This window comes from Thermus thermophilus (assembly GCF_019974155.1).
In the GTDB taxonomy this organism is placed as follows: Bacteria; Deinococcota; Deinococci; order Deinococcales; family Thermaceae; genus Thermus; species Thermus thermophilus_C.
Genome location: NZ_AP025158.1, coordinates 764992 through 788124, shown reverse-complemented (window position 1 = coordinate 788124; position 23133 = coordinate 764992). Strand labels below are relative to the sequence as shown.

21 protein-coding genes and 2 CRISPR repeat arrays are annotated in these 23133 nt (G+C 68.8%); of the genes, 8 read left to right on the top strand and 13 right to left on the bottom strand.

Annotated elements, in window-relative coordinates:
* Positions 1 to 4 precede the first annotated feature (4 nt).
* Genes csm5 through cas2 form a run of 6 tightly spaced genes read right to left on the bottom strand, consistent with a single transcriptional unit; the run spans position 5 to position 5897 of the window.
* Positions 5 to 1129 carry a type III-A CRISPR-associated RAMP protein Csm5 gene (gene csm5 / locus TthTMY_RS04355; protein WP_172844687.1) on the bottom strand — a complete coding sequence of 375 codons (1125 nt, stop codon included), beginning with the start codon at positions 1127 to 1129 and terminating at the stop codon, positions 5 to 7.
* Complete coding sequence (gene csm4 / locus TthTMY_RS04350) at positions 1117 to 2001, bottom strand: type III-A CRISPR-associated RAMP protein Csm4 (protein ID WP_223903463.1); 885 nt, start codon at positions 1999 to 2001, stop codon at positions 1117 to 1119. Before csm4 ends, csm5 begins: the two co-directional genes overlap by 13 nt.
* 9 nt (positions 2002 to 2010) lie before the next feature.
* The gene (gene csm3, locus TthTMY_RS04345) at positions 2011 to 2736 is read right to left on the bottom strand and encodes a type III-A CRISPR-associated RAMP protein Csm3 (protein WP_096412819.1); all 726 of its coding nucleotides are present in this window, start codon (positions 2734 to 2736) and stop codon (positions 2011 to 2013) included.
* A 10-nt stretch (positions 2737 to 2746) separates the two neighbouring features.
* On the bottom strand, positions 2747 to 3151 hold the full coding sequence (gene csm2 / locus TthTMY_RS04340; protein ID WP_096412817.1) for a type III-A CRISPR-associated protein Csm2: 405 nt from the start codon (positions 3149 to 3151) through the stop codon (positions 2747 to 2749).
* Positions 3152 to 5569 (bottom strand): type III-A CRISPR-associated protein Cas10/Csm1, encoded by a 2418-nt coding sequence (gene cas10 / locus TthTMY_RS04335; RefSeq protein ID WP_223903462.1) that lies wholly within the window; start codon positions 5567 to 5569, stop codon positions 3152 to 3154.
* Positions 5570 to 5624: 55 nt separating this feature from the next.
* Complete coding sequence (gene cas2, locus TthTMY_RS04330; protein ID WP_096412813.1) at positions 5625 to 5897, bottom strand: CRISPR-associated endonuclease Cas2; 273 nt, start codon at positions 5895 to 5897, stop codon at positions 5625 to 5627.
* Between the two features lie 29 nt (positions 5898 to 5926).
* A CRISPR array of direct repeats spans positions 5927 to 7708; the repeat unit is 36 nt; unit sequence GTCGCAATCCCCTTACGGGGCTCAAGCTCTTGCAAC.
* 460 nt (positions 7709 to 8168) lie between these two features.
* Here cas2 and csx2 point away from each other — a divergent pair.
* Entirely contained in the window at positions 8169 to 9356 is a 1188-nt protein-coding gene (csx2, locus tag TthTMY_RS04325) for a TIGR02221 family CRISPR-associated protein (RefSeq protein WP_096412810.1), read from the top strand.
* Here the strand turns inward: csx2 and cmr6 are convergent.
* Genes cmr6 through cas10 (TthTMY_RS04295) form a run of 6 tightly spaced genes read right to left on the bottom strand, consistent with a single transcriptional unit; the run spans position 9353 to position 15681 of the window.
* On the bottom strand, positions 9353 to 10399 hold the full coding sequence (gene cmr6 / locus TthTMY_RS04320; RefSeq protein WP_096412806.1) for a type III-B CRISPR module RAMP protein Cmr6: 1047 nt from the start codon (positions 10397 to 10399) through the stop codon (positions 9353 to 9355). The genes csx2 and cmr6 overlap by 4 nt on opposite strands.
* A 2-nt stretch (positions 10400 to 10401) precedes the next feature.
* On the bottom strand, positions 10402 to 10746 hold the full coding sequence (cmr5, locus tag TthTMY_RS04315; RefSeq protein ID WP_096412803.1) for a type III-B CRISPR module-associated protein Cmr5: 345 nt from the start codon (positions 10744 to 10746) through the stop codon (positions 10402 to 10404).
* A gap of 3 nt (positions 10747 to 10749) precedes the next feature.
* Positions 10750 to 11610: a type III-B CRISPR module RAMP protein Cmr4 gene (cmr4, locus tag TthTMY_RS04310; RefSeq protein ID WP_096412800.1), complete on the bottom strand. Its 861-nt coding sequence runs from the start codon at positions 11608 to 11610 to the stop codon at positions 10750 to 10752.
* A 15-nt stretch (positions 11611 to 11625) separates the two neighbouring features.
* Positions 11626 to 12855 carry a type III-B CRISPR module RAMP protein Cmr1 gene (gene cmr1 / locus TthTMY_RS04305; protein ID WP_096412797.1) on the bottom strand — a complete coding sequence of 410 codons (1230 nt, stop codon included), beginning with the start codon at positions 12853 to 12855 and terminating at the stop codon, positions 11626 to 11628.
* Entirely contained in the window at positions 12852 to 13937 is a 1086-nt protein-coding gene (locus TthTMY_RS04300) for a type III-B CRISPR module-associated protein Cmr3 (RefSeq protein WP_223903461.1), read from the bottom strand. The genes cmr1 and TthTMY_RS04300 overlap by 4 nt, the downstream gene beginning before the upstream one ends.
* Entirely contained in the window at positions 13927 to 15681 is a 1755-nt protein-coding gene (cas10, locus tag TthTMY_RS04295; RefSeq protein WP_096412794.1) for a type III-B CRISPR-associated protein Cas10/Cmr2, read from the bottom strand. Before cas10 (TthTMY_RS04295) ends, TthTMY_RS04300 begins: the two co-directional genes overlap by 11 nt.
* Before the next feature lie 126 nt (positions 15682 to 15807).
* Here cas10 (TthTMY_RS04295) and TthTMY_RS04290 point away from each other — a divergent pair, with 126 nt between their 5' ends.
* From TthTMY_RS04290 to TthTMY_RS04265, 6 genes are read left to right on the top strand one after another with little or no spacing between them, the layout of a single operon-like run.
* Complete coding sequence (locus tag TthTMY_RS04290; RefSeq protein WP_096412792.1) at positions 15808 to 16218, top strand: hypothetical protein; 411 nt, start codon at positions 15808 to 15810, stop codon at positions 16216 to 16218.
* Positions 16211 to 16696, top strand: coding sequence for a hypothetical protein (locus tag TthTMY_RS04285; protein WP_223903460.1), 486 nt, complete (start codon positions 16211 to 16213; stop codon positions 16694 to 16696). Before TthTMY_RS04290 ends, TthTMY_RS04285 begins: the two co-directional genes overlap by 8 nt.
* Before the next feature lie 45 nt (positions 16697 to 16741).
* The gene (locus tag TthTMY_RS04280; protein WP_096410480.1) at positions 16742 to 17839 is read left to right on the top strand and encodes an IS4 family transposase; all 1098 of its coding nucleotides are present in this window, start codon (positions 16742 to 16744) and stop codon (positions 17837 to 17839) included.
* A 48-nt stretch (positions 17840 to 17887) separates the two neighbouring features.
* Positions 17888 to 18361 (top strand): hypothetical protein, encoded by a 474-nt coding sequence (locus tag TthTMY_RS04275; RefSeq protein WP_223903459.1) that lies wholly within the window; start codon positions 17888 to 17890, stop codon positions 18359 to 18361.
* On the top strand, positions 18330 to 19049 hold the full coding sequence (locus tag TthTMY_RS04270; protein WP_223903458.1) for a hypothetical protein: 720 nt from the start codon (positions 18330 to 18332) through the stop codon (positions 19047 to 19049). The genes TthTMY_RS04275 and TthTMY_RS04270 overlap by 32 nt, the downstream gene beginning before the upstream one ends.
* A gap of 4 nt (positions 19050 to 19053) precedes the next feature.
* The gene (locus TthTMY_RS04265) at positions 19054 to 19575 is read left to right on the top strand and encodes a hypothetical protein (protein WP_223903457.1); all 522 of its coding nucleotides are present in this window, start codon (positions 19054 to 19056) and stop codon (positions 19573 to 19575) included.
* Here TthTMY_RS04265 and TthTMY_RS04260 read toward each other — a convergent pair.
* Positions 19546 to 21459, bottom strand: a complete 1914-nt coding sequence (locus tag TthTMY_RS04260; protein ID WP_223903456.1) for a hypothetical protein — start codon at positions 21457 to 21459, stop codon at positions 19546 to 19548. The two genes, TthTMY_RS04265 and TthTMY_RS04260, sit on opposite strands and share 30 nt — an antisense overlap.
* A gap of 383 nt (positions 21460 to 21842) precedes the next feature.
* On the opposite strand from TthTMY_RS04260, the gene TthTMY_RS04255 reads away from it, so the two are divergent.
* Positions 21843 to 22361: a transposase gene (locus TthTMY_RS04255; protein ID WP_223903455.1), complete on the top strand. Its 519-nt coding sequence runs from the start codon at positions 21843 to 21845 to the stop codon at positions 22359 to 22361.
* A 10-nt stretch (positions 22362 to 22371) separates the two neighbouring features.
* Positions 22372 to 22870: direct repeats of the CRISPR family, unit length 36 nt; unit sequence GTCGCAATCCCCTTACGGGGCTCAAGCTCTTGCAAC.
* Between the last annotated feature and the right edge of the window lie 263 nt (positions 22871 to 23133).

The window sequence follows — 23133 nt, the reverse complement described above, 5'->3', positions numbered from 1 at the left end:
CCTCCTAAAGGGGCTCCAGCTTGCCCACCATCCAGCCCAGGGGGTAGCCGTCCACGGGGTTCTGGGCCCCCGCGGTCTTCCGGGTCTTGGGCTCCTGGGCCTCGGGGTGGTCCTCGGGGAGGAGGAGGGCGAGGCGCAGGGCAAGCCTTCCCGAGCCGAAGCCCACCCGGAGGGGGAAGGCCTCGGGGTCCCGAAGCCGCTCCCTTAGGGCCCGGTAGACCTCCAGGGCCCGCTTAAGCCCGTGCTCCTCGGCGAAGCCCTCCTCCCACTCCGCCACCTTGCCGTAGTAGTCCCTGAGGGCCCGGACCAGGGCCTCCGGGGGGACGGGCATGGACACCCCCAGGCCCTCGTGGTAGCGAAGGGCGAGGGCGAAGCGGGTGCCCATGCGGAAGGTCTCCGCCAGGAGGGCCATCCCGGAGGTGTCCTTCCCCGGGTGGAAGACCCCGAGGCGGTTCAGGAAGGTGGGGGTGGGGCCGGAGTCCGCAAGGCGCACCGCCCGGAAGGGGTCGCGGTAGAGGTCCAGGACCATCCCCCGCCCCCCTTTCCCCTCCCGGGCGTAGCCCAGCACCGCCCCCTCAAAGGCCTGGTTCTCGTAGAGGCCGGGGTCCCGGGAGGGGTAGATGCGGGCCTCCCCGTCCCCTGGCCTGAGCCGCCAGACCCCCGCCCTCCGGTCCCACTCCGCCACCTGGTCCCGCTCCACCAGGACGTGGAAGAGCCAGGCGGTGCGCAGGGCCCCCTTGACGCTGGAGCCGGGGAGGTAGGCCCCTAAGGGGGAGCGGGGCAGGGGACGGTACTCCAGGAGGGCCTCCTCCGTGGCGGAGCGAAGGGTTTCCAGAAAGGCCTTGCTGGCGGGGAGGGTGTGGAGAATGGCCTCCCGGGGAAGCTGGCCCTCCTCCAGGAGGTGGCGCAGGACCTCCTGGGCCGCCTTGGGGCCCTGGGCCACCTTCTCCAGGTACTGGCGGCGCCTGGCCTCGGGGAGGGCGAGGAGAAGGGTGCCGGGGTCCAGGAGGTGGACCTCCTTCCGGCCAAAGTCCGGCACATAAGCGTAGGCGGGGTAGGCCTCCCCCGTGCCCACGTGCACGGGGCTTAGGGCCTCCAGCTCCAGGCGAAAGCTCCTCAGGAATCCCATACCCTCACCCCCAGGGGAAAGACCGAAAGGGCCTCCCACACCCGCGCCCCCGCCTCCGGGGGCTCCGTGGGGGTCACCTCCAGGAGGCGGTGGGTGGGCCTCCGGTAGACGCTCCCCTCCTTGGTCCGAAGGTAAGGCCTCTTGAAGGGCTTGGCCCCCACGTAGGCCCCTCCGAGCCTGCCCCAGTAGGGCTCCACCTCGTAGTAGAGGGCGCCTTCCAAGGGTCCCGGGGCCAGGGTGGCGTAGGCGTTTGGGGCCTCGGCCTCGGGCAGGTCCACGGGAAAGGGGCCCTCCACCCGGAAGCGCCCAAGCCCCACGCCCGCCTGCCCCCCGTACCCCATCTCCCCCACGAAGGCCAGGGCCTCCCCGAGGTCAAAGGGGGCCTCCCCCAGGACGTAGAGGGCGTGGGGGGTCTTGGGGTCGGGGAAGAGGTACTCCTGGGTGAAGAGGACGCCGGGGCAGGCCGTGCCCGCGGCCCGGTCCACCCCCACCCGGGTGCGGCGGAGCCTCCGCACCTCCGGGGGCCTGGCCCCTCCCAGGACCTCGGGGGCTTCCAAAAGGGCCTCCTCTCCCCTCTCGGCCAGGGCCTGGAACGTGTCCAGGCGCACCAGGGAGAGGCTCTTCAGGGCCTTCCTTAGGGCGGTTTCCTCCACCTGCACGGGGGGAAGCTTGGGCCGGGGAAGCCAGCCCTCGGGGTAGACGCTGGAGAGGCGGAAAGGCGGTTCTTGTTGGAGCCTTTCTAAAAGCTCCTCCAAGGCCTCCCGCCCGTGGGTGTACCGGTACCACCAGAGGAGGTGGCCCAGGAGGGTGGGGGCCCGGGGGAGGGCCTTGAGGGGGCCCTGGAAGTAGAGGCGGAAAAGGGTCGCCCGCATCCAGGCCCCCTAAAGGACCACTTCCTCCACCTTGAGCCTTTCCCTAAGGGGCCAGCCCTCCTGGTCTTCCGCAAGCCTTTCGGGGTGGAGGAAGTAGACCTGGCCGTAGCCCCGGCTGATATGCCCCCCGAGGCCGTCCAGCTCCAGAAGCTCCAGGGCCCGGAGGAGGTATTTCCCGAAGTACTCCTCGTCCAGGTCGTCCAGCACCCGGTAGGTCATCTCCACCTTAAAGCGGGCCCCGGCGGGGACCCTTTCCGTGGTGCGGGGGTTGGCGTTCCCCCCGAGGCGGGGGATGAAGACCTCCTGCTTGATCTCCGTGTAGAGCCCGCCCCGGGCGGAGGTGCGCTCTAGGGCCTCCTTGGCGTCCTCCGTGAGGTAGGCGTCCCGCACGAGAAGCCTCGTGGGGCCCCGCTCCCGGGCCACCGCCAAAGACTTCTCGTCGTTCTCCGGGGCGAGGCCGAAGATGCGGGCCACGGGGTCCTTGGGGTCGGGGGAGGCGTAGACGTGCTTGTCCTTGGCCTTCAGGATGTAGTCCCCGCCCAGGCTCCACTCCAGGAGGTAGCGGAGCTTCCCCTTGAGGCTGGAGCCGGGGATGTAGGGCTCGTCCGTGAGGGGGTTGCGGACCACGGGGTTGTCCAGGTCGCCGATGGCCATCTGGTCCCGGCTCATCCCGATCCTGAGGCCCGTCTTGGCCAGGAGCACCGAGCGGATGCGGATCACCTTCTTGAGCTTCATCCCCTTCCTCCTACTTCCCCACGGCGTAGAAATAGGCGAGCACCGCCTCCACGTACTTCATCATGGCCTCAAAGTCCTTGGGGCTCCGCTTGCCCGCCTCCAGGGCCTCCTCCATGAACTCCACGAACTCCCTCGCGTCCTTCAAGGGGCCCTGGGAGCGGGTGTTGTAGAAGAGCTTGGCCTTGAGAAGCTCAAGCTGGGGGACGAGCCGGGCGAAGGCCAACTCCTCCCCCTCCTTGCGCCTCTCCTGCGCGAAGCGGTTCTCCAAGGCCCTGAGCTCAGCGAAGTAGTTGCGGAACTGGCTGGACTTGAGCTTGCCCCTGGCGAGCCTCTCCGCCACCTCCCGCGCCCGCTCAAAGACCCTGGGGTCCAAAACTCCCCGCGCCTTGTCCTTGAAAAACTCCAACGCCGGCATTCACGTCCTCCTTTCCCGGTAAAGCGCCCACTGGACCCAGACGGGAAGGTAGACCCACGCCGGGCCCTGGTGGTCAAGAAGCCCAAGGTACCTTTCCCAAGCCTTTTGGTCCCGCTCCCGCACGCGCCTTAGGGCGTAGGCCAAGAGGGGCTTGTAGCGCATCCGCTCCCCGGGGTCCTCCAGGGGGAAGAAGCGGCGCCAGAGGAGGAGCCAGCGGTAGACCTGGGCCCGGGAGACCCTTTCCTCCCGCAGGTCCCGCCTCAGGCCCTCGGCCCAGGCGCGAAGGTCCCCCAGGACCTCCCAAGGCACCGCCCGGCCGAAGAGGAAAAGCCTCCCCCGCCCCTCCGCCTTGGCCCGCCCCTCCGCCTCGGCAAGGAGCCGGGCGAGCTCGGGCACGGGGAGGCTGGGGTGGGCGAGGAGGAACCCCCCGGAGAGGGTGAGGCGGGGGTGGCGGGTGAAGAGGCGGTAGAGCCTCTCCAGGTCCAGGGCGAAGTCCAAAAGGGCGTCCCAGGGCCCGAGGAGGAAGAGGTCGTCCCCCCCAGAGTAGACGCTGTAAAGAAGGGGGTAGCGGGCCTCCTTGCCCTGGGCCTCGAGGCCGTCCCACCCAAGCCGCTCCCGGTAGCGCCGGGGCTCCTCCAGGAGGGTGAGGACCTCCGTGGTGAAGAAGACCTCCAGGGTGCGGGAAAGGGCGGCGAGGCGGCTCGGGGTGGCGAGGTCCCTTCCTTCCCGGCGAAACCCCGTGGCGAAGGCCTCCCCCATGCGGTCGGCGTCCAGCAGGAGGGCCCCGAGGTAGGGGGCGCCTTCCGAGAGGGCGGCGAGCTCGGCGAAGGTGAGGACCTTTCCGGGGTGAACCTCCTCGTCCTCCAAAAGCCCCTCCTCCTCGGCCCAGGCCCGGTAGGCCTCCAGGCTCCACCCCTTGGCCTTTAGGGCGTGCTCCACCCGGGGCAGGTGGCCGAGGAGGGGCTTGGCCTCCGAGGGGTGGGGCCAGGGGGCGAAGTCCAGCCGGGCGCGGAAGAGGTGGAAGGCTCCCTCCAAGGGCCCTCCCAGGCCCACCTTCAGGCCGGGGAAGCCCAGGTGGGGCCTCGGGGCCTCCTCCAGGAAGAAGCCCACCCGGTCGCTTTGGGGAAGCCGGGCCCCGAGGGCCGCCTCCCGCTCGCAGTCCGGGCAGAGGCTTCCGGGCTCGTCCCTTCGGGCAGGCTCCAGGCCGCAGGCCGCGCAGGGACGGAGGGGCGCCCCCAGGACTTCCCCCGTGGCGGCGAGGAAGGCGAAGGGCCTGAGCTTCTCCCGGGCGAGGGCCTTGTGGAGGCGCCCTAGGAGGGCGGCGAAGTCCCGGAAGTCCTCCCCCCGGAAGGCCACCCAGGCCAGGTGGGGCACGAGGCTTCCCCCCCGCCCCAGGGCCCACCTCCCCCAGGCCTCCCGGGCTTCCTCCAGGGCCGCCCTCGCTTCCTCGGTGTTGGGCAGGAGGAGGTAGAACTTGCCCCCCGCCCCCAGGATGCGGTTCAGGGGGGTGAGGCCCAGGCGCCGGAGAAGCCCCAGGGCCATGGCCTCCGCCGCCAGGCTCACCTCGAGGCTCCTCGCCCGAAGCCGCTTGGCGATGCCCCCCACCCCCGCCTCCGCCCCGGCGATGCGGTAGATGTGCCCCTGGATGCCCCCCATGTCCCCCACCGCCAGGAGGAACTTCTCCCCGTCCTGGCGCAGGTCCTGCGCCCGGGGGCTTTCCCCGTGGAAAAGCCACAGGGCGTGGGCGATGGCCGCGGTGAGGCGCAGGTGGTCGTAGAGGGAGACGTCCGGCTCCGACTGGGTGTCCGAGGGCACCAGGGAGAGGGTTTCCTGGAAGGCCAGGGCCAGGTTCAGGAGGAGGGCCTCCTTGGTGAGGCGGAGGCGGGCCATCTCGGAAAGCCGCCCCTCCAGCCGCTCAAGGAGCCGCTTGTAGACGTCCTTGGAAACGTTGGGCCGCTCCTCCGGGTAAAGCCCCCCGGCCTCGAGGCCCACCCGCCCCCCGGCCCGCACGGGGCTGTACCCCCCTTCCCTCCCCTCCTCGCCCCCCAGGAGGAGCCTGCGGAAGGGGGGAAGGAGGGGCACCTCCGGGGGGCTTCCCCCGCCCTCCCCCTCCTCCCGCTCCTTGGAGGCGTGGGTGTCCGCCAGGGCCACGCACCACTCCTCGGGGGTCTCGGGCCGGTACTGGGGGCGGTCGCGCCAGCCCTCGTGGTGGCGGCTCGCCGTCTGGGCGAGCCAGTCCGGGTCCAGGCCCGCCCCTCTAAAGAGGGCCTCGTGCCTCTGGACGAAGTGGGCGGTGTAGGCGGTGTGGGTGCGGTCGGGAACCCGCTCGTCCCGCTCCCCCCAAAAGGCCCGGGAGTAGAGCTTGCCCACGTCGTGAAGGAGGCCCGCCAGGGCCACGCTCAGGCCGTCCCCAGGCATGGCCCGAGTATATAGGGGCCCCCCCGGGGCCCGTGTGAAGTATGCACGCGGGGCCTCACAGCACCTGGACCTCCCGGGGCTCCGGCAAGGGCCCCACGCCCAGAACCTCCACCCGGCCCGCCACGGGGTAGATGCGCAGGGCGTCCTGGCCCAGGTCCAGAAGCCGCCCGGCCCTCCGCCGCAGGTCCTCCAGAAGCCGCTCGTCCAAGTAGCACTCAAACACGGAGAGCTGGACCCGCTCCCCGTAGCTTTTCAAGAGGTTGGCCAGCTTCACCCGGCGGGTGTCGTCCGAGATGTCGTACACCACGGCATAAAGACGCTTTCCCATGGGGAAAGGCTAACCAAAAGACCCCATGGGCGGCAATCCCCTTACGGGGCTCAAGCTCTTGCAACATGGGCGTCATAGGCGGCGAGGATGGCGGCATCCAGAGCGTCCAGTCGCAATCCCCTTACGGGGCTCAAGCTCTTGCAACACTGCGGCGTAAGCGCGGCCTCACGGAAGCCGAACTTGCTGTCGCAATCCCCTTACGGGGCTCAAGCTCTTGCAACTCGCGGAACTCCTCTCTGCTCTGGTAGAAGCGCAGAAAAGGCTGTCGCAATCCCCTTACGGGGCTCAAGCTCTTGCAACCCATGTGGTTAAGGCGAACCACCACCGGGGCGATTTCCGGGGTCGCAATCCCCTTACGGGGCTCAAGCTCCTGCAACAAGTTTGCACGCGAAGTCTTTGAGCGTATGTGGGAGGGTCGCAATCCCCTTACGGGGCTCAAGCTCTTGCAACGCCATGGGGGCGTTAGGCGTAAGCTGTGGGCCCATGCGGGTCGCAATCCCCTTACGGGGCTCAAGCTCTTGCAACCGCCAAGATAGCCCGCAGGTTTACAAGCCTCAAGGAGAAGTCGCAATCCCCTTACGGGGCTCAAGCTCTTGCAACCGAAGAATCGGTTTGGACCTTTGACGGCAAGCGCTGGCGGTGGTCGCAATCCCCTTACGGGGCTCAAGCTCTTGCAACGCATCGTCCCTCTCCACCTCGTCATCGCAACGCACACATGTGTCGCAATCCCCTTACGGGGCTCAAGCTCTTGCAACCTACATTGACGGGCAAAAGGTAACAGAGAGGGAAGCGGCGGGTCGCAATCCCCTTACGGGGCTCAAGCTCTTGCAACACGAACCAAAAAAAGAACCAAACAAAGAACCAAAGTCGCAATCCCCTTACGGGGCTCAAGCTCTTGCAACCCTGGGCCAGGGAGTGGGGCAGGGGTTGCGCAAGTATATCGGGTCGCAATCCCCTTACGGGGCTCAAGCTCTTGCAACGGGGGCGAGGAGCTCTGGATAGCGGAGGAGGTCTGGTCGCAATCCCCTTACGGGGCTCAAGCTCTTGCAACCAAGCGGACGGGAAGGCGTGGGAGCTGTGGCGTGAGGTCTTGTCGCAATCCCCTTACGGGGCTCAAGCTCTTGCAACCCACCTCCTGTGCAACTGGCGGCCCCACGAGGGCCGGTCGCAATCCCCTTACGGGGCTCAAGCTCTTGCAACACATTTGATGAGGCCCACATCGGGATAAGCGCCCAGCTTGTCGCAATCCCCTTACGGGGCTCAAGCTCTTGCAACAAAAACTCCCATCCTGTGAGAACCCCGGCCCGCTGAGGCGTCGCAATCCCCTTACGGGGCTCAAGCTCTTGCAACGACTAAGGTCATACAGGAGAATGGGGGCTTGACCCTATCTGTCGCAATCCCCTTACGGGGCTCAAGCTCTTGCAACTCGGTTACGTGGACCCCGCTACGGGGAAGCGCTACGGCAAGTCGCAATCCCCTTACGGGGCTCAAGCTCTTGCAACAAGTATGGGCCCATGCTCTTACGGCGTGCGCGCGCCATTACGTCGCAATCCCCTTACGGGGCTCAAGCTCTTGCAACGGGAGGTTGGACGCCCAATCTCCCCGCCTCTTGTGGAGGGGGGTCGCAATCCCCTTACGGGGCTCAAGCTCTTGCAACATAACCGCTTGGGCCGAAAAAGTGCCCGCTGAAGAGATCGTGTCGCAATCCCCTTACGGGGCTCAAGCTCTTGCAACCCATCGAGGACGGGAAGCGGCTGCTCGGCTTCACCGCCACCGTCGCAATCCCCTTACGGGGCTCAAGCTCTTGCAACTCTACCCCCCTCAGAACCCCGTCCTGGACGGCACCGCCAGAGGGGGGGTTTGTGAGAAAGATGAAGCTTGGAATATGCACACGGCGAATAACGGGGGTTTTCGGGGGTTTGGGCCGATGGCAAGCCACAGGAGAAAGGGGCGATGAGAAGGGGAAAACGCATATTCGCCCTCGGCAAGGGGAAAACTGGCTTTCAAGGTCCCCGCCCGGAGGTCCGGACAAGGGCATTATAGCATCTCAGGGCAACGGTGGACCGGGTTTATTTTGGAGCGGAAAAGACCTTGAAAAAGGAAACTAGTAAATGAGAAAGCGATTAACGTACCTTCGCCCGGCAATTTCGCGCATAGATGTAGTTACTAGTGCTTCCGCAAGTAAAGGGGCGCGTACCCCTCCCGCCCCCAAGGCCCACCTTGGCCGCCGGGTGGGGACGCGGTAAGCTTAACCCCCAAAGGGGGAAAGCCATGGACTCCCGGAGGCTCATTCTTTCCTTTCTGGGAACGGGCAACTACCAGCCCGCCAAGTACCCGCTGGACGGCGAGGAGTACGAGACGCCCTACACGCAGGAAGCCATCCTGCGCCGCTACCAGGAGGAAGGGTACGCTTTAAAGGTCCTGATGACCAAGGAGGCGGAGGCAAAGCACGGAGCGTCCCTGAGAGAGCGGGTGGAGTACGAGCCCGTGCCCATCCCCTCGGGGCACACCGAAGAAGAGCTCTGGGAGATCTTCAACACCATCGTGGACAACGTACCCGAGGGAGCGGAGCTCATCATGGACGTCTCCCACGGCTTTCGCTCCCAACCCATCCTCGCCCTCGCGGTCCTGCACTTCTTGCAGGCCACCAAGGGGGTGAAGGTGCGCCGCATCCTGTACGGCTTTTACGACCCAGGAACCCGGGAGGCGGCCTTCTTTGACCTCACCCCCTTCCTGACCCTAACGGAGTGGACCCAGGCGACCCGCGACCTCCTGGAGCACGGGGAGGGGTTGCACCTGCGGGAGCTGCTGAGGGAGATTCACCGGCAAAGCTACCAGGTGGATGGCCCCAAGGCGAAAAAACTCTCCAGCGTAGGGGAAGCCCTGGACAGGGTGGAGGACGCCCTGGACCTCCTCCGGGTGAAGGAAACCCTGGAGTCGGCCAAGGAGCTCCTGAAGCACCTGGGAGCCGCCGCCCAGGACGTGGCCCAGCTGCCCCGCTCCAGGCCTCTGGGGACCCTTTTGGATAGGATCCGGGAACGGTACCACCCTCTGGCCGCGGAGGACCCCTTCAGCCCCGAAGGCCTTAAGGCTCAGGGGGAGATGATGCGCCTCCTCCTCCAGACCCGGAGGTACGCCCAGGCCATCGCCCTCGCCCGGGAGCTCCTGGTAACCCTCGCCTGCCTCCAGAAGGGCTGGGACCCCCTGGAAGAGCGCGAGGTGGCGGAAAGGTGGCTCAGCACCAAAACCAAGAACAAGAAGTCCGCCGCGAAAGACCCCCAGGCCCTTCCCTTGATCTCCCTCTGGGAGGAGACCGCCGACCTGCGCAACGACGTGGCCCACGCGGCCATGCGGGAAAACCCCGCCCGCACCGGGCGCCTCAAGGAGGCGATAGAGAAGGTTTGCGCCCGGACGCAGGCCCTTCTGGAAGCCCACCTCTCCCGGGGAGCGGAAGGCTAGGCCAAAAGGCCCAGCTTGGCCAGGACCCCTTCCAGACCGGGGTGCTCCTTGCGCCAGCGCTTAAGGTCGGCCAGGTTGCGGAGGAAGCCCCGCTCCTCCAGGGCCCGGCGAAGGGCCTCGGCCTCCTCCGCCGAGAGGCCTAGGATGGCCTCCGCCTGGGCGGCCAGGAAGCGGGGCACCTCCTTGTAGGAGAGGGCGCGGGCCCGGGTGAGGAGGTCCTGGAGGACCGGGCTCGGCCCTGGCGCCGGGGGCTTTTCCCCTTGGGACACGGGCTCCTCCAGGGCCATGCGCCCGTACCCCGAGGAGGTCTTGGCCCCCACCCCCTCCTCCCTCAAGGCCCAGGCGAGGATGCGCCAGGCGGCCCGAAGCCAGGGCCCGGCTTCCTCGGGAGAAACCCCGGGGGCCGGGGAGAGGGCGAGGAGGAAGGTGCCCGTGACGGAGAGGAAGGGGACCGGGACGGGGCTGTCCCAGTCCGCGGGGGGAGCCTCCCCGCTCCCGTAGTAGTCGGGGTGGTGGGGGTTCAGAATGTCGGGGTGGAGCTTCCACTTCCCGGGAAGGGGGAGGGCGTCCCAGAAGACCACCAGGCCCTGCTCCTCCGTGGTGCCGAAAAGCCCCGCCTGGGCCTCGCCCCGCTGGAAGCGGGCCAGGTCGCGCCGCCAAGCCTCGCCCTCCAGGTAGAGGTGGGCGTAGCGGCTCGCCAGGCCCTTGAGGGCCGAGCCCGGGATGTAGGGCACCCCGTAGGCGCGTTGAAGGGTGAGGGCCGTCTCCAGCACCCCTTCCCCACCCAAGCCCACCGCCAGGCGGGAGAGGGTCCTGGCCTGGCGGAGCTCGGCCCCCAGGGCCTCCAGGGCCTTGCGGTACCGTCCGAAAAACGCCCGGTACTCCCCGGGTTCGGGGACCCCCGCCGCCTCCCGGACCAGAACCCGCTTGGCCTCGGTGTCCTCCCGCCTCGCCGACCTCAAGAACTTGTCCAGCCAAAGGCCCCGGTGAGGCTCTTTCCCCTGGGGGAGGCGGACGCCCTCAAGCGCGGATCGGCGGCCCATGGCTACTCCTCTATGAGGGCCTGGGCGAAGCGCTTGAACCACTCCGCCACGGCCAGGACCTCCCGGGTGAGGCGAAGGTACTGGAGGAGCTCGGCCTGGCGAGCCGCCTCCGCCAACTCCCGAAGGTCCCGGTAGCCCAGCACCTGGGCCAGGTGGTTCCCCAGGGCCCTGTGGGCGTCCTTCCCCCGGGAGTCCACGAAGGCCAGGGCCTGGGAAAGCCCCGCCTGGCGCACCAGGACGGGAAGCTTTAGGGCCATGTCCCGGTACTCGCCCCGGCCCTCGCCCCTGGCCGCCTCCCGGACCTTCTCGTAGGCCTTCTGGGCCCACACCTGCGAGCGGGTGCGCACGGCCTACCTCCCCACCACGATGCGGCAGAGCCCCCGGCCCACGGTGGCCTTGCCCCCAAGCTGGAGCACCCCCCCGCCCTCCTCCAAGACGCCCCGGAAGAGACCCCAGACGCTCTCCGGGGGAAGCTCCTTCCCCTTGCGGAAGGAGCGGTCGGCCCGCACCAGGGCGTAGAGGAGGCTTTCCGCGGGGAGGCTTTCCTCGTACCAGAGGGCCCCCTTGGCCACGGTCTTGGTCTCGTCGTCCAGGCGGATGCGGGCCACCACCTCCGTGGCCGTCTCCAGGAGGAAGCCCATGAGGTCGTCGTGCACCACGGCGAGCCTCCCCTGGACCGGGGCCTCCGTGCGCTCGGCAAGCCAGTCTTCCCAGGCCCTGGCCCCCGTCTCCTCCCGGGCTTTAAGGTCCAGGTCCTCGAGGTAGGCCTTGCCCCCATCCCCCAGGACCCGGGAGCCCGGGGCGAGAAGGGCGTGCTCGGCGTCTGGGACCTGGGGAACCCCAGGGACCTGAAGGCCCGCCATCCCCGCCTCCCTGCGGAAGCGCTCCAGGAGGTAGGGGCTCGTCACCAGGGCGAAGACGCCGTAGAGGCTCCGCACGGGGAGGAGGAGGAGCTTGGCGTCCCCCACCTGCACCGCCCCGGCGTGCTCCGAGGCGCTTTCCGTGTCGGGCCCGAAGACGGCGAAGAGGGTGTCCTTGTCCCAGGCGGAAGCCCGGTCCCGGAGCACCCCCTTGAGGGAGCTTCCCGGGAGGTAGGGGATGCCCGTGGCCTTCTCCCGGGCGATGGGCAGGTCTATGGCCCCGATGCCCTGCCCCGTCCCCGCGTGCAGGGGGGAGAGGGCGTGCAGGAAAAGAAGCGCGGCGTGGCTCATTCCGGAACCTCCTTCCTATAAGCTTTTCACGAAGGCCAAGACGGGGTCCACCTCACCCCCAAGCACCCGGATTCCCCGGGCCTCCACGGGGGTGAGCCAGGGGTCCACGTCCCAAGTGCGGCCGTTCCTCTTATCCTCCAAGATCAGCTTTCCTCCGGGAAACCTGGCTCCCTCGAGGACCGCCACCAGGCAAGGCCTCTGCCCTTCCCCCAGGGGGCGGAAGAGGAGGGGGCTCGCCCGGCGCTCGGCCTCCTCGAGCTGGAGGGTGGTGTCGGAGGGGTCTCCCTTGTCCTTGAAGTGGAAGATGATGGGCAGGCCGAAGTGGGCCCGGGGGAACTTGCGCACGGGGTGCCTGGGCGGGTGGTTGGGGGCGTGCCGCCCCGTGAGGCGCCGCACCTCGTCGGGCTCGGGCCAGTAGGAGCGGCCCGGGCTTTTGGAGTTCCCTCCGGGACGGGCCTGGCGGAAAGCCTGGTAGCGCTCGGCGAGCTCCCTCCAGGAAAGGGGCACCACCCGCACGAGGCTTTTTGGGGTGAGGTGGGGCACCCCTTCGGGCCACCCTGCCTCGCGGCTGTAGCGGCGAAGCCTTTCCCGGACCTCCCCCTCCGTGGGGGGCCTGACCCCTTGGGGCAGGAGGGCGCCAAAGCCCCTCCGGGTCCGGGCCCCGATCCCCCCGAAGGTCTCCCAGGCCCAGAGGGCGGCCTCGAGCTCTTCCCTCAGGTCCAACCCCCCCGCCCTTTCGGGGAAGCGGAGGCGGAGGCGGAAGGCCACGCCCACGCGCACGGGGTAGTTCCTGGGGTCCTGCTCCGTGCGCCGCAGGGGGAAGGCCAGGTAGGGATGGGCCACCTCCCGGTTGGCCTGGGGGAACTTCTTTCCGGGAACGTCCGTGAACGGGTAGGCCTCCTGGCCCCTCTCCAGAACCTCCACCTCCACGCTCAAGGGCGAGGCCCCGCCTTCCCCCGCGTGGCCGAACAAGGCGGACTCCAGCTCCCAAAGCCTCTCCGGCGAACCCCCTGCCCGCCAGCCCCTCAGGGCCCGCCACCAGAAGCGGAGGTGCCCCCGCACCGCCGTGGCCCGGACCACGCTCACCGGGTCCGCCTCCCTGGGCTCCACCCCGCCCCCGAAGAGGGGGGTGAGCAGCGTGTAGATGCGCTCCCAGGTGAGGACCTGCGCCCCGTCCCGGCGCGCCAGGGCCCCTCCCTCCTCCTTGCGCCTCGGCGAAAACGCCTCCTGAAACGCCCTTCTCATGCCTCCTCCCAGCGCCTGAGCTTCCCGTCCCAAAGGCCCAGAGCCGCCAGGCCGAACCCGTCCCGCCGGTCCTGCTCCTCCTCGGAGAGGTTCCGGAACCAGACCTTCCCCGCCCAATCCCGGACCTCCCCTTCCCCCCAGGCTTCCGGGAGCCGGACGAAGTAGACGCTCCCCGCGGGCACGGCCCGGCGGCTCGGCTTGGGCTTCCCCTCCTTCAGGTTCCAGCCCGAGACCGCAAGCGGCCTCCCCACCACCGCGGCCACCACGGAAGCCCCCAGGAAAGCCCTCCCCTTGGGGAGGTAAGCCTCCCCCAAGAAGGCGGGGGTGAGGAAGACGAGGCGGGCCGCCCGGTGGCGGAGAAGCCCCGCCACCACCTCCTCGGGCAGGGGGGGAACCCCGGGCCCGCCCTTCCACCAGAAGGCGAGGCGCCTCTCCCCCCCGAGGGGGAAGACCCCTTCCAGCTCGGGCCCCTCGGGCCACAGGACCAGGGCGAGGCGGCGCCTCCCGCGGGCGAACTCCAGCCCCGAGGTCTGGAAGAGGAACCCCTCCCGGGCGGTCTGGACCTCGGGGTCCAGGGCCACGTGGGTGCGCGTCTCCGGGGTGGGCCCCTCGTGCCCCTCGGGGGCGAAACCCGCCGGGGCGTCCTGAAGGAGCCACTCCAGAAAGCTCTCCCAGTACCAGAAGGCGGGCAAGGGGGCGGGCTTCTCCTTGAGGGCGGGGCTGGGAAGGCCCACGGGGGAAAGCCCCTCCGGCAGGTTGGTCCCGGCCCCTTGGGGAGGCTCCAGGGGCCGGAGGGGGTAGACGGCCTCCCCGAGCTTTAGGGCGTCCAGGGGCCGGGGCGCCATGAGCCGCCACCCCCCTTCCCCCTCCTCGGCGAGGAGGGGCCCCCGGAGGCCCCACCGGAGGACCTCCTCCGCCCCCTCGGGGAGGGGAAGCCCCTCCAGGAGGGCGCGGCGGGTGCGGTAGGCCCCGGCCAGGGTCTGGGGCAGGGGGAAGGGCAGGCTTCTCGCCCGGGCCCCGGGGCTATTGGTGAAGGGCCTGCCGTCCCGGGCGATCAAAGGGTCTCTGGGCTCAATGAGCATCCCACACCTCCCGGCTCTCCACGGGCACGCCCGCCTGGTCCAGGGCCTCGGCGAAGGGCCGGGCGAGGAGGAGCTCCTCCGCTAGGCGGCGCACGTCCTCCCCGGTCCGGAGCCAGGCCTTAAGCTCCTCCCGGTAGGCCCCCTTCATCTCCTTCCTCCCCAGGATCCGCAGGGCCTCGGCCGCCAGGGCCTCCCCGGGAAGGGCCTCCCCCACTTCCTGCACCAGGCTCCAAAGCTCGTAGGCGGCCCTCGAGGGCACCTCCCCCGCCCGCAGGAGGTCGGCGTAGCGGAGGAGGCGGCGGGTAAGGGGGGGGTCCTCGTCCCACCGGCCCCGGACCATCCGCTCTGCCCCGGAGCGGGGGCTGTAGGCCACGCAGAGGGCGTTGCGCTTGGGCTCACCCTCCTTGGCCCGCTTCTCCGCCCGGCGGGCCAGGTCCAGGGCGTCCTGCAGAGGCTCCAGGTGGTGAACCACCGCCAGGCCCACGGAGAGGCTCGGCGCCCGGCCCTCCCGGCCGAAGGGGGCCATGGTCTCCCGGAAGCGCTCCGCCAGGGCCCTCGCGGCCTCGAGGGCCCTGTGGAGGGGAAGAAGGGCCAAGACGTCGTCCCCCCCGGAGTAGACCAGCCCGCCCCCGCGGGCCTCCACGAGCTCCTTGACCTGGGCGGCGAACCCCAGGGCCAGGGCGTTGGAGAAGCGGCGGTGGGCCTCGGGGGTCTGAAGGCCGTCCAGGGTCTCCCCCATCCGGTCCCCGTCGGCGTGGAGAAGGGCGTAGTAGGCGCCCGGGGGCACCCTCACCTTGGAGGAAAGCCTCCGCCAAAGCGCCCTCAGGCGGGCCCGCGCCTCTTCCAGAAGCCCGGGGTCCTCGGCGAGGGCGGGGAACTCCTCGAGGCGGCTCTCGTAGAGGAGGCGCACGTCCCACTCCGCGAAGGGGCTGTCCCACAGGGCGGGGTGGTGGACCTCCGCCCGCGCCTCCTCCCCCACGAGGCCCCCAAGCTCCTCCAGGGCCTCCCTCAGGACCCCTTCCAGGCCCGCCCGCCTGACCCCTTCCCAAAAGGGCAAGGCCGCCATGTGGGTGGTGCTGGGGAAGCCGTGGGGGGTCTCCCACCACCGCTTGAGGAGGTCCGGGCCGGAGAGGTACTCCCCCGGGCGCAGGCCGAGCCGCACCCGGAGGCGGTCCGCTCCCCCTTGGGGCAGGCGGAGGACGCTCTCCCGGGCCCCGTCCAGGGAGCTCTTGTAGGCCTCACGCCCCCAGGAAACGGGGGCGAAGTCCCGGGTGTTCTTGCGGGCGGCCAGGAGGGCCATGAGCCGCTCCCGGGCCCGGGGATAGTCCCCCTCCAAGGGAAGGTAGGCGTAGTAGCCCTCCAGGAGGTCTGCCACCTGGGCCAGGGCCTCGTCCCAAAGGAGGTGTTCCCTTCGGCGGGCGAAGACCTCCTCCGCCCTCCCCCGGAGGTGGGCCCGGGCGGCCTCCAGGGCCTTTTCTCCCAGGGCCTTGGGGTCTTTTCCCTCCGGAACCCGCACCAGGAGGACGTTGGGAATGCCCGCCTCAGCAAGCTTTTTCAGCTCCTCTGGGTCTTGGGGCGCGGGGAAGATGAGGCCCTCCGCCCCCACCTCGGAGAGCAGGGCCCTTGCGGCCTCTGCGGCCGCCTCGGAGAGGAGGCGGCTTCCCGCGTAGAGGTCCCGGGTCCTGCGGGCGGTGGCGATGAAGTCCTGGACCGGGCCTAGGGCGATAGCGAGAAGGTGTTCCATGGTGCCCCCTCTTTGAGGGGGATTATAAGGGGCGGACGGGCCGGGGCAAGGGGGAAATCTGTATACAGGTGCCCGTGCAAATGCCACATGGAAACGGCCAGGCTAGAATGAGAATAGGGGTTTGCTATGCTTTGGCGGCGCATGAGCCCTGAGGAAGCCCGGACACGGCTCGTCCTGCTGAGGGAAGGGGTGGGAAAGAAGGTGAGGGCCCTCGAGGCCCAGCTCGCCAAGAAGAAAGCCCCCCTGGAAAGGGCCCTCCAGGAGTACCGGGGGGTGCTGGAGCACCTGAGGCGCCTGGAGAGGGAGGGCCGCTACCCCGAGGCCGTCCTCCGCCCTGCCCTGGCCCGGGAGGAGCTCCGCATCCGGTACGCAGAGCAGGAGATGGCCCGCTTGGAGGAGGCCCACCGGCAGGCCGTGGCCCAGCTCGTGAGCCGGGCCCGCCTCAAGGCCGCCCGGCTCGCCGCCTTGGCCCAGATGGAGGAGGCCTTGGACCGCCTCTTCCCTTTGCCCGAGATCAAGGAGGAAGCCCATGCTTAACGGCTTCAGGGTGCTGCGTTCCTACTGGGTGGGACGCCGGGACGGAAAGGCCCTTTCCCGGAAGCACGCGAGCCTCGCCTACCTCACCCCCAACCCCTACCCCGAGCAACTCAAGGAGTGGTTCCGCCGCTGGATGGAGGGCGTGGCGCGCCGCTATCTGGCCAGGCGGGCCAAGCTGGAGGAACGGCTCGCCCTCGTCCGCCACCAGCGCAAGGCCCTGGAGAAGGTGGTGGGGCAGGACGAGCCCAGCCCCGAGGTGTTCGGGGGGTACGCCGCGCGCTACGGGTTCCTGGGGTTGGTCTTCCTAGGGGAGGCCTACTACAACAAGATGGCCATGGACGCCCTGGAGATGAACCAGTTGGAGGCCTTCATCATCGGCGCCGTGGCCACCGTCGCCCTGTTCTGGCTGGGGCACGCCGCCGGGAACGAGTACCGCAAGGGCAACCTGCCCCTGAGCCCTGAGCTCTCATCACTTTGAGGGCTGGGGCTTGACAAGGGAAGAGAAGAGGGGGGTAAGTAAGGTGTGCCGCCCACCACCCCCCTTTCCCAAGTTATCACCCTCTGGGTCCATAAGGTCTTCGCCTCCCTCAGGAAAACCATCCGCTCCAACCTCGCCCTCTTCCTGTCCACCCTCCTCACTACCCCCCTGGACCCCACCCTCTCCGACCTCGCCCGCAGAACCCCCCTCCCCACCCTGGCCCAAAGCCGCCTCAATCGCCTCTGGCGCTTCCTCCATCACCCCACCCTGCAAGACCCCTGGGCCCTCACCGAAGCCCTCCTCCCCCTCCTCGTCCCTCGTTTCCCCAAAGACCGCCCCCTCCCCCTCATCGTGGACTGGACCTTCACAGAGGACGGTAGGCACCAAGCCCTGGTGGCCGCCCTTCCCCTCAAGGGAAGGGCCCTGGTGGTGGCCTTCGCTCTTCACCCCCTCTCCCCTTTCCCCAGTCAAAACCGGGTGGAGGAGGAGTTCCTCCACCGCCTGGGCCGCGCCGTCCAGGACCTGGGATATACCCCCCTCTTCCTCCTGGACCGCGGCTTTGACCGGGTCTCCCTGATGCGAAAGCTCCAGGGGTGGGGCATGGGCTTCCTCATCCGCCTGCGGCAGAACCGGGAGGTGGAACCCCAAGGGGGGAAGCGCCTTCCCCTGAAGGAGGGCTACCGGCGTGTGGTCCACCCCCTGCGGGAGGAGGTCCGCCTTTTCGGACACGGTGGGGAGGGGGTAGAAGTCACCCTCCTGGTGTACCCAGGGGGTCGGGATCCCTGGTATCTGGCCTATTCGGGCCCTTTTGGGGGGGAGCCGCCCTATGGGTGGCGGATGTGGATTGAAGAGGGGTTTAGGGACCTGAAGGGGCAGGGGTTTGGGCTGGACCGCCATCGGCTGCGGACGGGGGCGAGCCTCAGGGGGTGGTTATGGCTTCTGGCCTTGGGGATGGCGCTCTTGGTCCTTCTGGGGGCGCGCTTGCAGGGCAGGGAATGGCTTCCCCGGCTTCTGGCCCATCCCGAGCGGCAAAGCCTCTTCCGTCTGGGCCGGATCGCCCTGGCCCAGGGGCCCCCGCCTTGGAGGGAAGCAGTGGTGGAGGAGCTGGTCAGGTTGCTTCAGGAACTGGGGGGAGGAAAGTGATGAGAGCTCAGGCCCCTGAGCCTTATCCTGGGTATCCTTCCCCTTCTGGTGGTGATCCTCTTCGCCGCCTTGCGCTTCACCTGGACCCAGCGTATGGCGGCCATCCACGGGAGCCCCGCCCCCACCGTCTACGGTCTCCTGGCCCTGATGGCCGTGGGCTTGTTGCTGGTGGGCCTCACCTTCTACCTGGGCTACCGCAGCCCCCACGAGCGGGAGGTGCTCCTCCGCAGGCTCTTCCTCGCGGCCCAGAAGGAAAGGCGGGTCTGGCAGCGCCTCTTGGCCCTAAACCGCAACGCGGAGCGCGCCTTGGACCACCTCCTCGCCCACTACCGGGAGAACGTGGCCGCCTACTGGCGGGGCTTCGCCCGCGCCTGGCCCCAGTGGGACCCGGCCCCTGAGTTCGTGGGCCACATCCCGCCCCTGAACCGGCCCGCCCTCCCGCCCCTGGACCTCGAGGCCCCCAGCGACCCCCTCACCCAGGAAAGCGCCCATGACCGCCTGGCTCCTGAGCCTCGCCCTTAACCTGCCCTTCCTGGGAGGGCCCGAGGAGTACCAGGTCCTGGTGGCCCTGGGGTGTAGCGCTCCCCGGCACGTGCAAAACGGCTACCGGGAGATGCTGGCCCACGAGGTCCTCCCCCGGGTCACGGGGAGGGTGATCAACACCCAGGTCCGCCTCACCCTCGCCCCCATCACCGGGAGGAGCTACACCGCCCCTGCCCGGGTCCTGGAGACGCCCAACCCTCTCTCCACCCCGCGCTTTCAGCTAGAGGAGGCCAAAAAGGCCTTCCAGAAGGAGGCGCTGAAGGCCTTTGACGAGCTTCGCAAGCGGGCCGCCGCCGAGTGCAGCCGGGGGACGGAGATCATCGGGGCCCTGAAGGCGGCGGGGGAGCGGGCCCGGAAGCCCGGCCACATCCTCGTCCTGGCCCACGGGTTTGAGCAGTCCGAGCTCATGAACCTCTACGACTACCGCCTCAAGCTGGAGAGGCCGGAGGTGCGGCAAGGACTCCTCCAGCGGGTGAAGGCCCGTCTGGGCCTGCCCAACCTCAAGGACCAGGAGGTCTGCATCGCCGGGATCACGGCGGGAAACGACAACAACGCCAACGCCCGGCTCACCACCTCCATCAAGGCCTTTTGGGAAGAGCTCGTTCAAGCCTCGGGGGGCAGGCTGGTGGGGTACGGGTCTACCCCCCGGGTCTGCCCCTTCCTCTAGCGCCATGGAAGCCCTCTGGCAGCGCACCGGAGACCCTTTGGGGGACTTCATCCGCCTCGTCCTCCTTCTGGAGGAGCTTTTGGAGCGCCTGGGGGCCCCCAAGGAGGACACCCTGGGGGCCAAGCTCCGCTCGGGGGCAGTAGAGGCCTTCTTCCAGAGCCACCCCGACGGCCCGGCCCTCCGGGGGAGGCTTTGGCGGCTCGTGGAGCTGAGGAACGCCGTCTTGCACGATAGGGCCGAGGTGCCCCCCTGGGCCTTCGCCGAGGGAAGGGCCCTCGTGGCCCGGCTCCTCGCCGCCGTGGAGCGCCAGGGGTTTTACAGCCGGGAGGAGTGGAAGGCCAGGATGGCCTTCCTGGAAGCTCCCGACCCGCCCACCCCCCTGGCCTTCCCCGAGGTCATCCCCCCGGAAAGGGCCAAGGCCCCGGAAGCCGAGGAGCGCCCCCCGGGGGCCTGGAAAACCCTTCCCTTCCCCCGGAGGCCCCTGGAGAGGCGGGCCCTAGCCCTTCCGCGGCGCCGGATCCCGTGAGAGGACCTCGCCCAGATCCTGGGGGAAGCGGTAGACCCCGGGGACGCCTTCGCCTCCCTCTAAGGCCATGTAGACCAGGTTGGGGCTCGCCGGAGGCGGGGCTCCCCGCCAACGCCGGGCCACCATGAGCCCCCTGGCCCCCACCCCACCCACGGAGCGCACCAGCTCGCCCATGAGGAGGGCCCGCTCCCGAAGACCCTCGTCCGTGGGTTTGCACTCCACGAACCAGAGGGTACCCCGGTGGAAGAAGACCCCGTCCACCTCCGTGTACTGGGGGGCCAGGGCCTCGTTGCCCCCCAGGGGCACCAGGTGCCCGCCTATGCGGGCCTGGCCCCCTCTTGGGGCCAGGTAGTCGTTCAGGTGGCTGTAGACCACGTACTCCAGGGGAAGCCCCTTGAGGCTCTCCTCTTCCTCTTTTGAAAAGGTTTGGCCGAAGCGCTTCCTCCAGAGGCGCAAGAACCTCTGCACCAAGGGCGAGGCCTTCCAGGAGGCCTGCACCTCGTCCCACCGTCCCAGGATTTCCTCGGCCAGGGCGAGGAGCCCGGGGTCGGGGCGGGCCCCCGGGTAGCTCCCCTCGAGGCGGTACCCCCTCAGGGCGAGAAGGTCCTCCGGGGCCCCCTCCTCCCAGGGCACCTCAGCCTCCCCCCCGTCCAGAAGGAAGAGGCGATCCCCGTCCAGGTAGTGGGCCTGGGCCCCCTCCCCCAGGGCCAGGTAGAGGCCCAAGGCCATGGCCGTGGTCCCGCCGTTCAGGTTGGCATGCACGGGGAAGCCCTTGCTCAGGGCCTCCCTCACCACGGGGGCCAGGAGGTCCCGCACCTCCCTCAGGGCCCAGGGGCCGGGGACGAAGCTCCAGCGCACCCGCGCCCCCTTGCTCCGGAAGAAGGCCTCCGCCCACCGGAGGCGGCTTTCCATCTCGGGGGTGGTGAGGAGGTAGACCTCCCGGGGGCGGGCGTAGAGGTAGGCCGCGTAGAGGGGAACGGCCTGCTCGGAAACCAGGGCCAGGAGAAGGGGCCCCTCCTGGGGCAGGGGCAAGGCCTTCTTGGGGGTCTTCCCCTTGGTGTAGAGGGCCATCTCTTTCTCCAGAGGCCTGCTTGGGTCCACCAGGAACACCCCGTACTCCTGGGCCCAGGCTTTCCAGCGGGCGAGGACGTTTTCCTGCTCCCTAGGGTGGCGGGAGCGGAGGTGGGCCTTGTGGTACGGCACCACGGGCAGGCAGAGCTGGCCCCCAAGACGCTTGGCCTCACCGGAGAAGGCGGAAAGGGCCTTCCGGGACATGTCCTTGGCCTCGTCCCCCAGGTGGGGCCGCACCCAATAAGGAAGGCCCAGGTGGACCACGAACACCCCGCCCTCCCGGCCGGGAAGGCGGGCCGCCTGGGCCCTAGGGGGGAAGGCCACGGGCAGGGGAACCCGAACCCCCTCCCAAGCCTCCCCCTGGGGCTCCAGGTAGAGCTTGGCGTACTCCTCCAGGGTGAGGGCTTCCCCCTCTAGGGAAAGCTCCTTCTCCTGGGGCCAGAGGAAAAGCGCCCTGGGTGCCTCGAGGACGCGGTGCCCCTCCACGAGGAAGACCCGGGCCCCAGGCCGCCGCCAGCGCCTGAGGAACCGGACCGCCCAGTACTTGGCCCCTCCCGTGAGGTTCACCCAGACCTCCCGGGCCTCCGCCTCTTCCAGTCCCTTTTCCAGGGGCCTCTCCTCGTAGAGGACGCCCTTTTCGGAAAGGAAGCGGAAGAGGGCCTGGCGCTTTTTCCCGTACTCCTCGTTCCACGCCGGGAAGGAGTAGAAAACGGCCTTCGCCACCCTTCCTGCCTCCCGCTCCACCACCTTCAAGCCCAGGTAGGCGGGGGCCGGGTCGTTGCCCAGAAGGCACAGGTACACCGGGGCCTGCATGGACGCCTCCTAGGAAAAAGATACAGGCCCCCTGCCCGAGGCCATCCCCTTACGGGGCTCAAGCTCTTGCAACTGCCCAGAGGCAAGCCCTCCGGGAGGCCCTGGAAATCCTGTCGCAATCCCCTTACGGGGCTCAAGCTCTTGCAACCCTAAACCTAGGCCCTGCCCGGCATGGGCGGCTACCGGGGTCGCATGTATCTTGCCCCCTGAGGGAGGCCCTACCGCCCTGGTTGCCGGGCACCCACGCCCGCGGGATTGATGGGTAGCCACCCGCCCCGGCCTCCCCGCCGCACAGTATCCCGGTCGTCCAAGACCGCATCCACATGGAAGGCCCACGGGGTCGGGTGGCCACCTCCCTCAGCTTACCAAAAAGGAGAGAGCCCATGACCTTCGCCGGTATTGACGTCAGCAAACCCCACCTGGACCTGGCCCTGGTCTCCAACTCCCCCAAACCCACCCGCCTCCGCTTCCCCAACACCCCCGAAGGCCGTCAAGCCCTCCTCGCCGCCCTCCCCGAGGCGGAAGTCCTGATGGGCCTGCCCGGGGTGGGGCCCCAGGTGGCGGCGGCGGTGCTGGCCCTCCTGCCGCCAGAGCTTTGGGGCCGGGCGAAGGCGGCGGCCTCCTACGCGGGGCTCATCCCCGAGCGGGAGGAGTCGGGGAAGAGCGTGGAGAGGGGTCGGCTTTCCAGGAAGGGGCCTCCCCTTTTGCGGCGGAAGCTCTACATGGGGGCTTTGGTGGCGGTGCGGCACGACCCAGAGATGCGGGCCTTCTACCACCGCTTGCTTTCCCGAGGGAAGACAAAAAAGCAGGCGCTCTTGGCCGTGGCCCACAAGCTCCTCAGGCGGATGATGGGGCGGCTCAGGGAGTACTACGCCGGTCAGCCAGCCCAAGGGGTGGCTTGACAGGCAAGACAGTATCAATCCCCTTACGGGGCTCAAGCTCTTGCAACAGGGCCTCCCGGACCCCCAGGACGACACTTTCTACATCGTCGTCGCAATCCCCTTACGGGGCTCAAGCTCTTGCAACTGCGGCGCTGTGTGGCGCTTGCTACCGGGAGTTCTACCGCATGTCGCAATCCCCTTACGGGGCTCAAGCTCTTGCAACTCAACAACTCCTCGTAGAAGACGAAGAGGAAGAAGACGGTCGCAATCCCCTTACGGGGCTCAAGCTCTTGCAACCCATCGGGTGGGTTATCGGCGGGGCCGTCCTTGCGACGGCCCGTCGCAATCCCCTTACGGGGCTCAAGCTCTTGCAACCGTTCATATAGCTGACTTGGACAGCCTCCCAGCATATCTGCGGTCGCAATCCCCTTACGGGGCTCAAGCTCTTGCAACTCGGTCAATGGAGCGATGGTCCCCGAGCTTGCGCTGGAGTGGTCGCAATCCCCTTACGGGGCTCAAGCTCTTGCAACTCTACCCCCCTCAGAACCCCGTCCTGGACGGCACCGCCAGAGGGGGGGTTTGTGAGAAAGATGAAGCTTGGAATATGCACACGGCGAATAACGGGGGTTTTCGGGGGTTTGGGCCGATGGCAAGCCACAGGAGAAAGGGGCGATGAGAAGGGGAAAACGCATATTCGCCCTCGGCAAGGGGAAAACTGGCTTTCAAGGTCCCCGCCCGGAGGTCCGGACAAGGGCATTATAGCATCTCAGGGCAACGGTGGACCGGGTTTATT

Bases quoted from the DNA above. Each gene is read 5' to 3' on its own strand.
- csm5 (WP_172844687.1), bottom strand. From the start codon at position 1,129: ATGGGATTCCTGAGGAGCTTTCGCCTGGAGCTGGAGGCCCTAAGCCCC.
- csm4 (WP_223903463.1), bottom strand. From the start codon at position 2,001: ATGCGGGCGACCCTTTTCCGCCTCTACTTCCAGGGCCCCCTCAAGGCC.
- csm3 (WP_096412819.1), bottom strand. From the start codon at position 2,736: ATGAAGCTCAAGAAGGTGATCCGCATCCGCTCGGTGCTCCTGGCCAAG.
- csm2 (WP_096412817.1), bottom strand. From the start codon at position 3,151: ATGCCGGCGTTGGAGTTTTTCAAGGACAAGGCGCGGGGAGTTTTGGAC.
- cas10 (WP_223903462.1), bottom strand. From the start codon at position 5,569: ATGCCTGGGGACGGCCTGAGCGTGGCCCTGGCGGGCCTCCTTCACGAC.
- cas2 (WP_096412813.1), bottom strand. From the start codon at position 5,897: ATGGGAAAGCGTCTTTATGCCGTGGTGTACGACATCTCGGACGACACC.
- csx2 (WP_096412810.1), top strand. From the start codon at position 8,169: ATGGACTCCCGGAGGCTCATTCTTTCCTTTCTGGGAACGGGCAACTAC.
- cmr6 (WP_096412806.1), bottom strand. From the start codon at position 10,399: ATGGGCCGCCGATCCGCGCTTGAGGGCGTCCGCCTCCCCCAGGGGAAA.
- cmr4 (WP_096412800.1), bottom strand. From the start codon at position 11,610: ATGAGCCACGCCGCGCTTCTTTTCCTGCACGCCCTCTCCCCCCTGCAC.
- cmr1 (WP_096412797.1), bottom strand. From the start codon at position 12,855: ATGAGAAGGGCGTTTCAGGAGGCGTTTTCGCCGAGGCGCAAGGAGGAG.
- TthTMY_RS04300 (WP_223903461.1), bottom strand. From the start codon at position 13,937: ATGCTCATTGAGCCCAGAGACCCTTTGATCGCCCGGGACGGCAGGCCC.
- cas10 (WP_096412794.1), bottom strand. From the start codon at position 15,681: ATGGAACACCTTCTCGCTATCGCCCTAGGCCCGGTCCAGGACTTCATC.
- TthTMY_RS04290 (WP_096412792.1), top strand. From the start codon at position 15,808: ATGCTTTGGCGGCGCATGAGCCCTGAGGAAGCCCGGACACGGCTCGTC.
- TthTMY_RS04285 (WP_223903460.1), top strand. From the start codon at position 16,211: ATGCTTAACGGCTTCAGGGTGCTGCGTTCCTACTGGGTGGGACGCCGG.
- TthTMY_RS04270 (WP_223903458.1), top strand. From the start codon at position 18,330: ATGACCGCCTGGCTCCTGAGCCTCGCCCTTAACCTGCCCTTCCTGGGA.
- TthTMY_RS04265 (WP_223903457.1), top strand. From the start codon at position 19,054: ATGGAAGCCCTCTGGCAGCGCACCGGAGACCCTTTGGGGGACTTCATC.
- TthTMY_RS04260 (WP_223903456.1), bottom strand. From the start codon at position 21,459: ATGCAGGCCCCGGTGTACCTGTGCCTTCTGGGCAACGACCCGGCCCCC.
- TthTMY_RS04255 (WP_223903455.1), top strand. From the start codon at position 21,843: ATGACCTTCGCCGGTATTGACGTCAGCAAACCCCACCTGGACCTGGCC.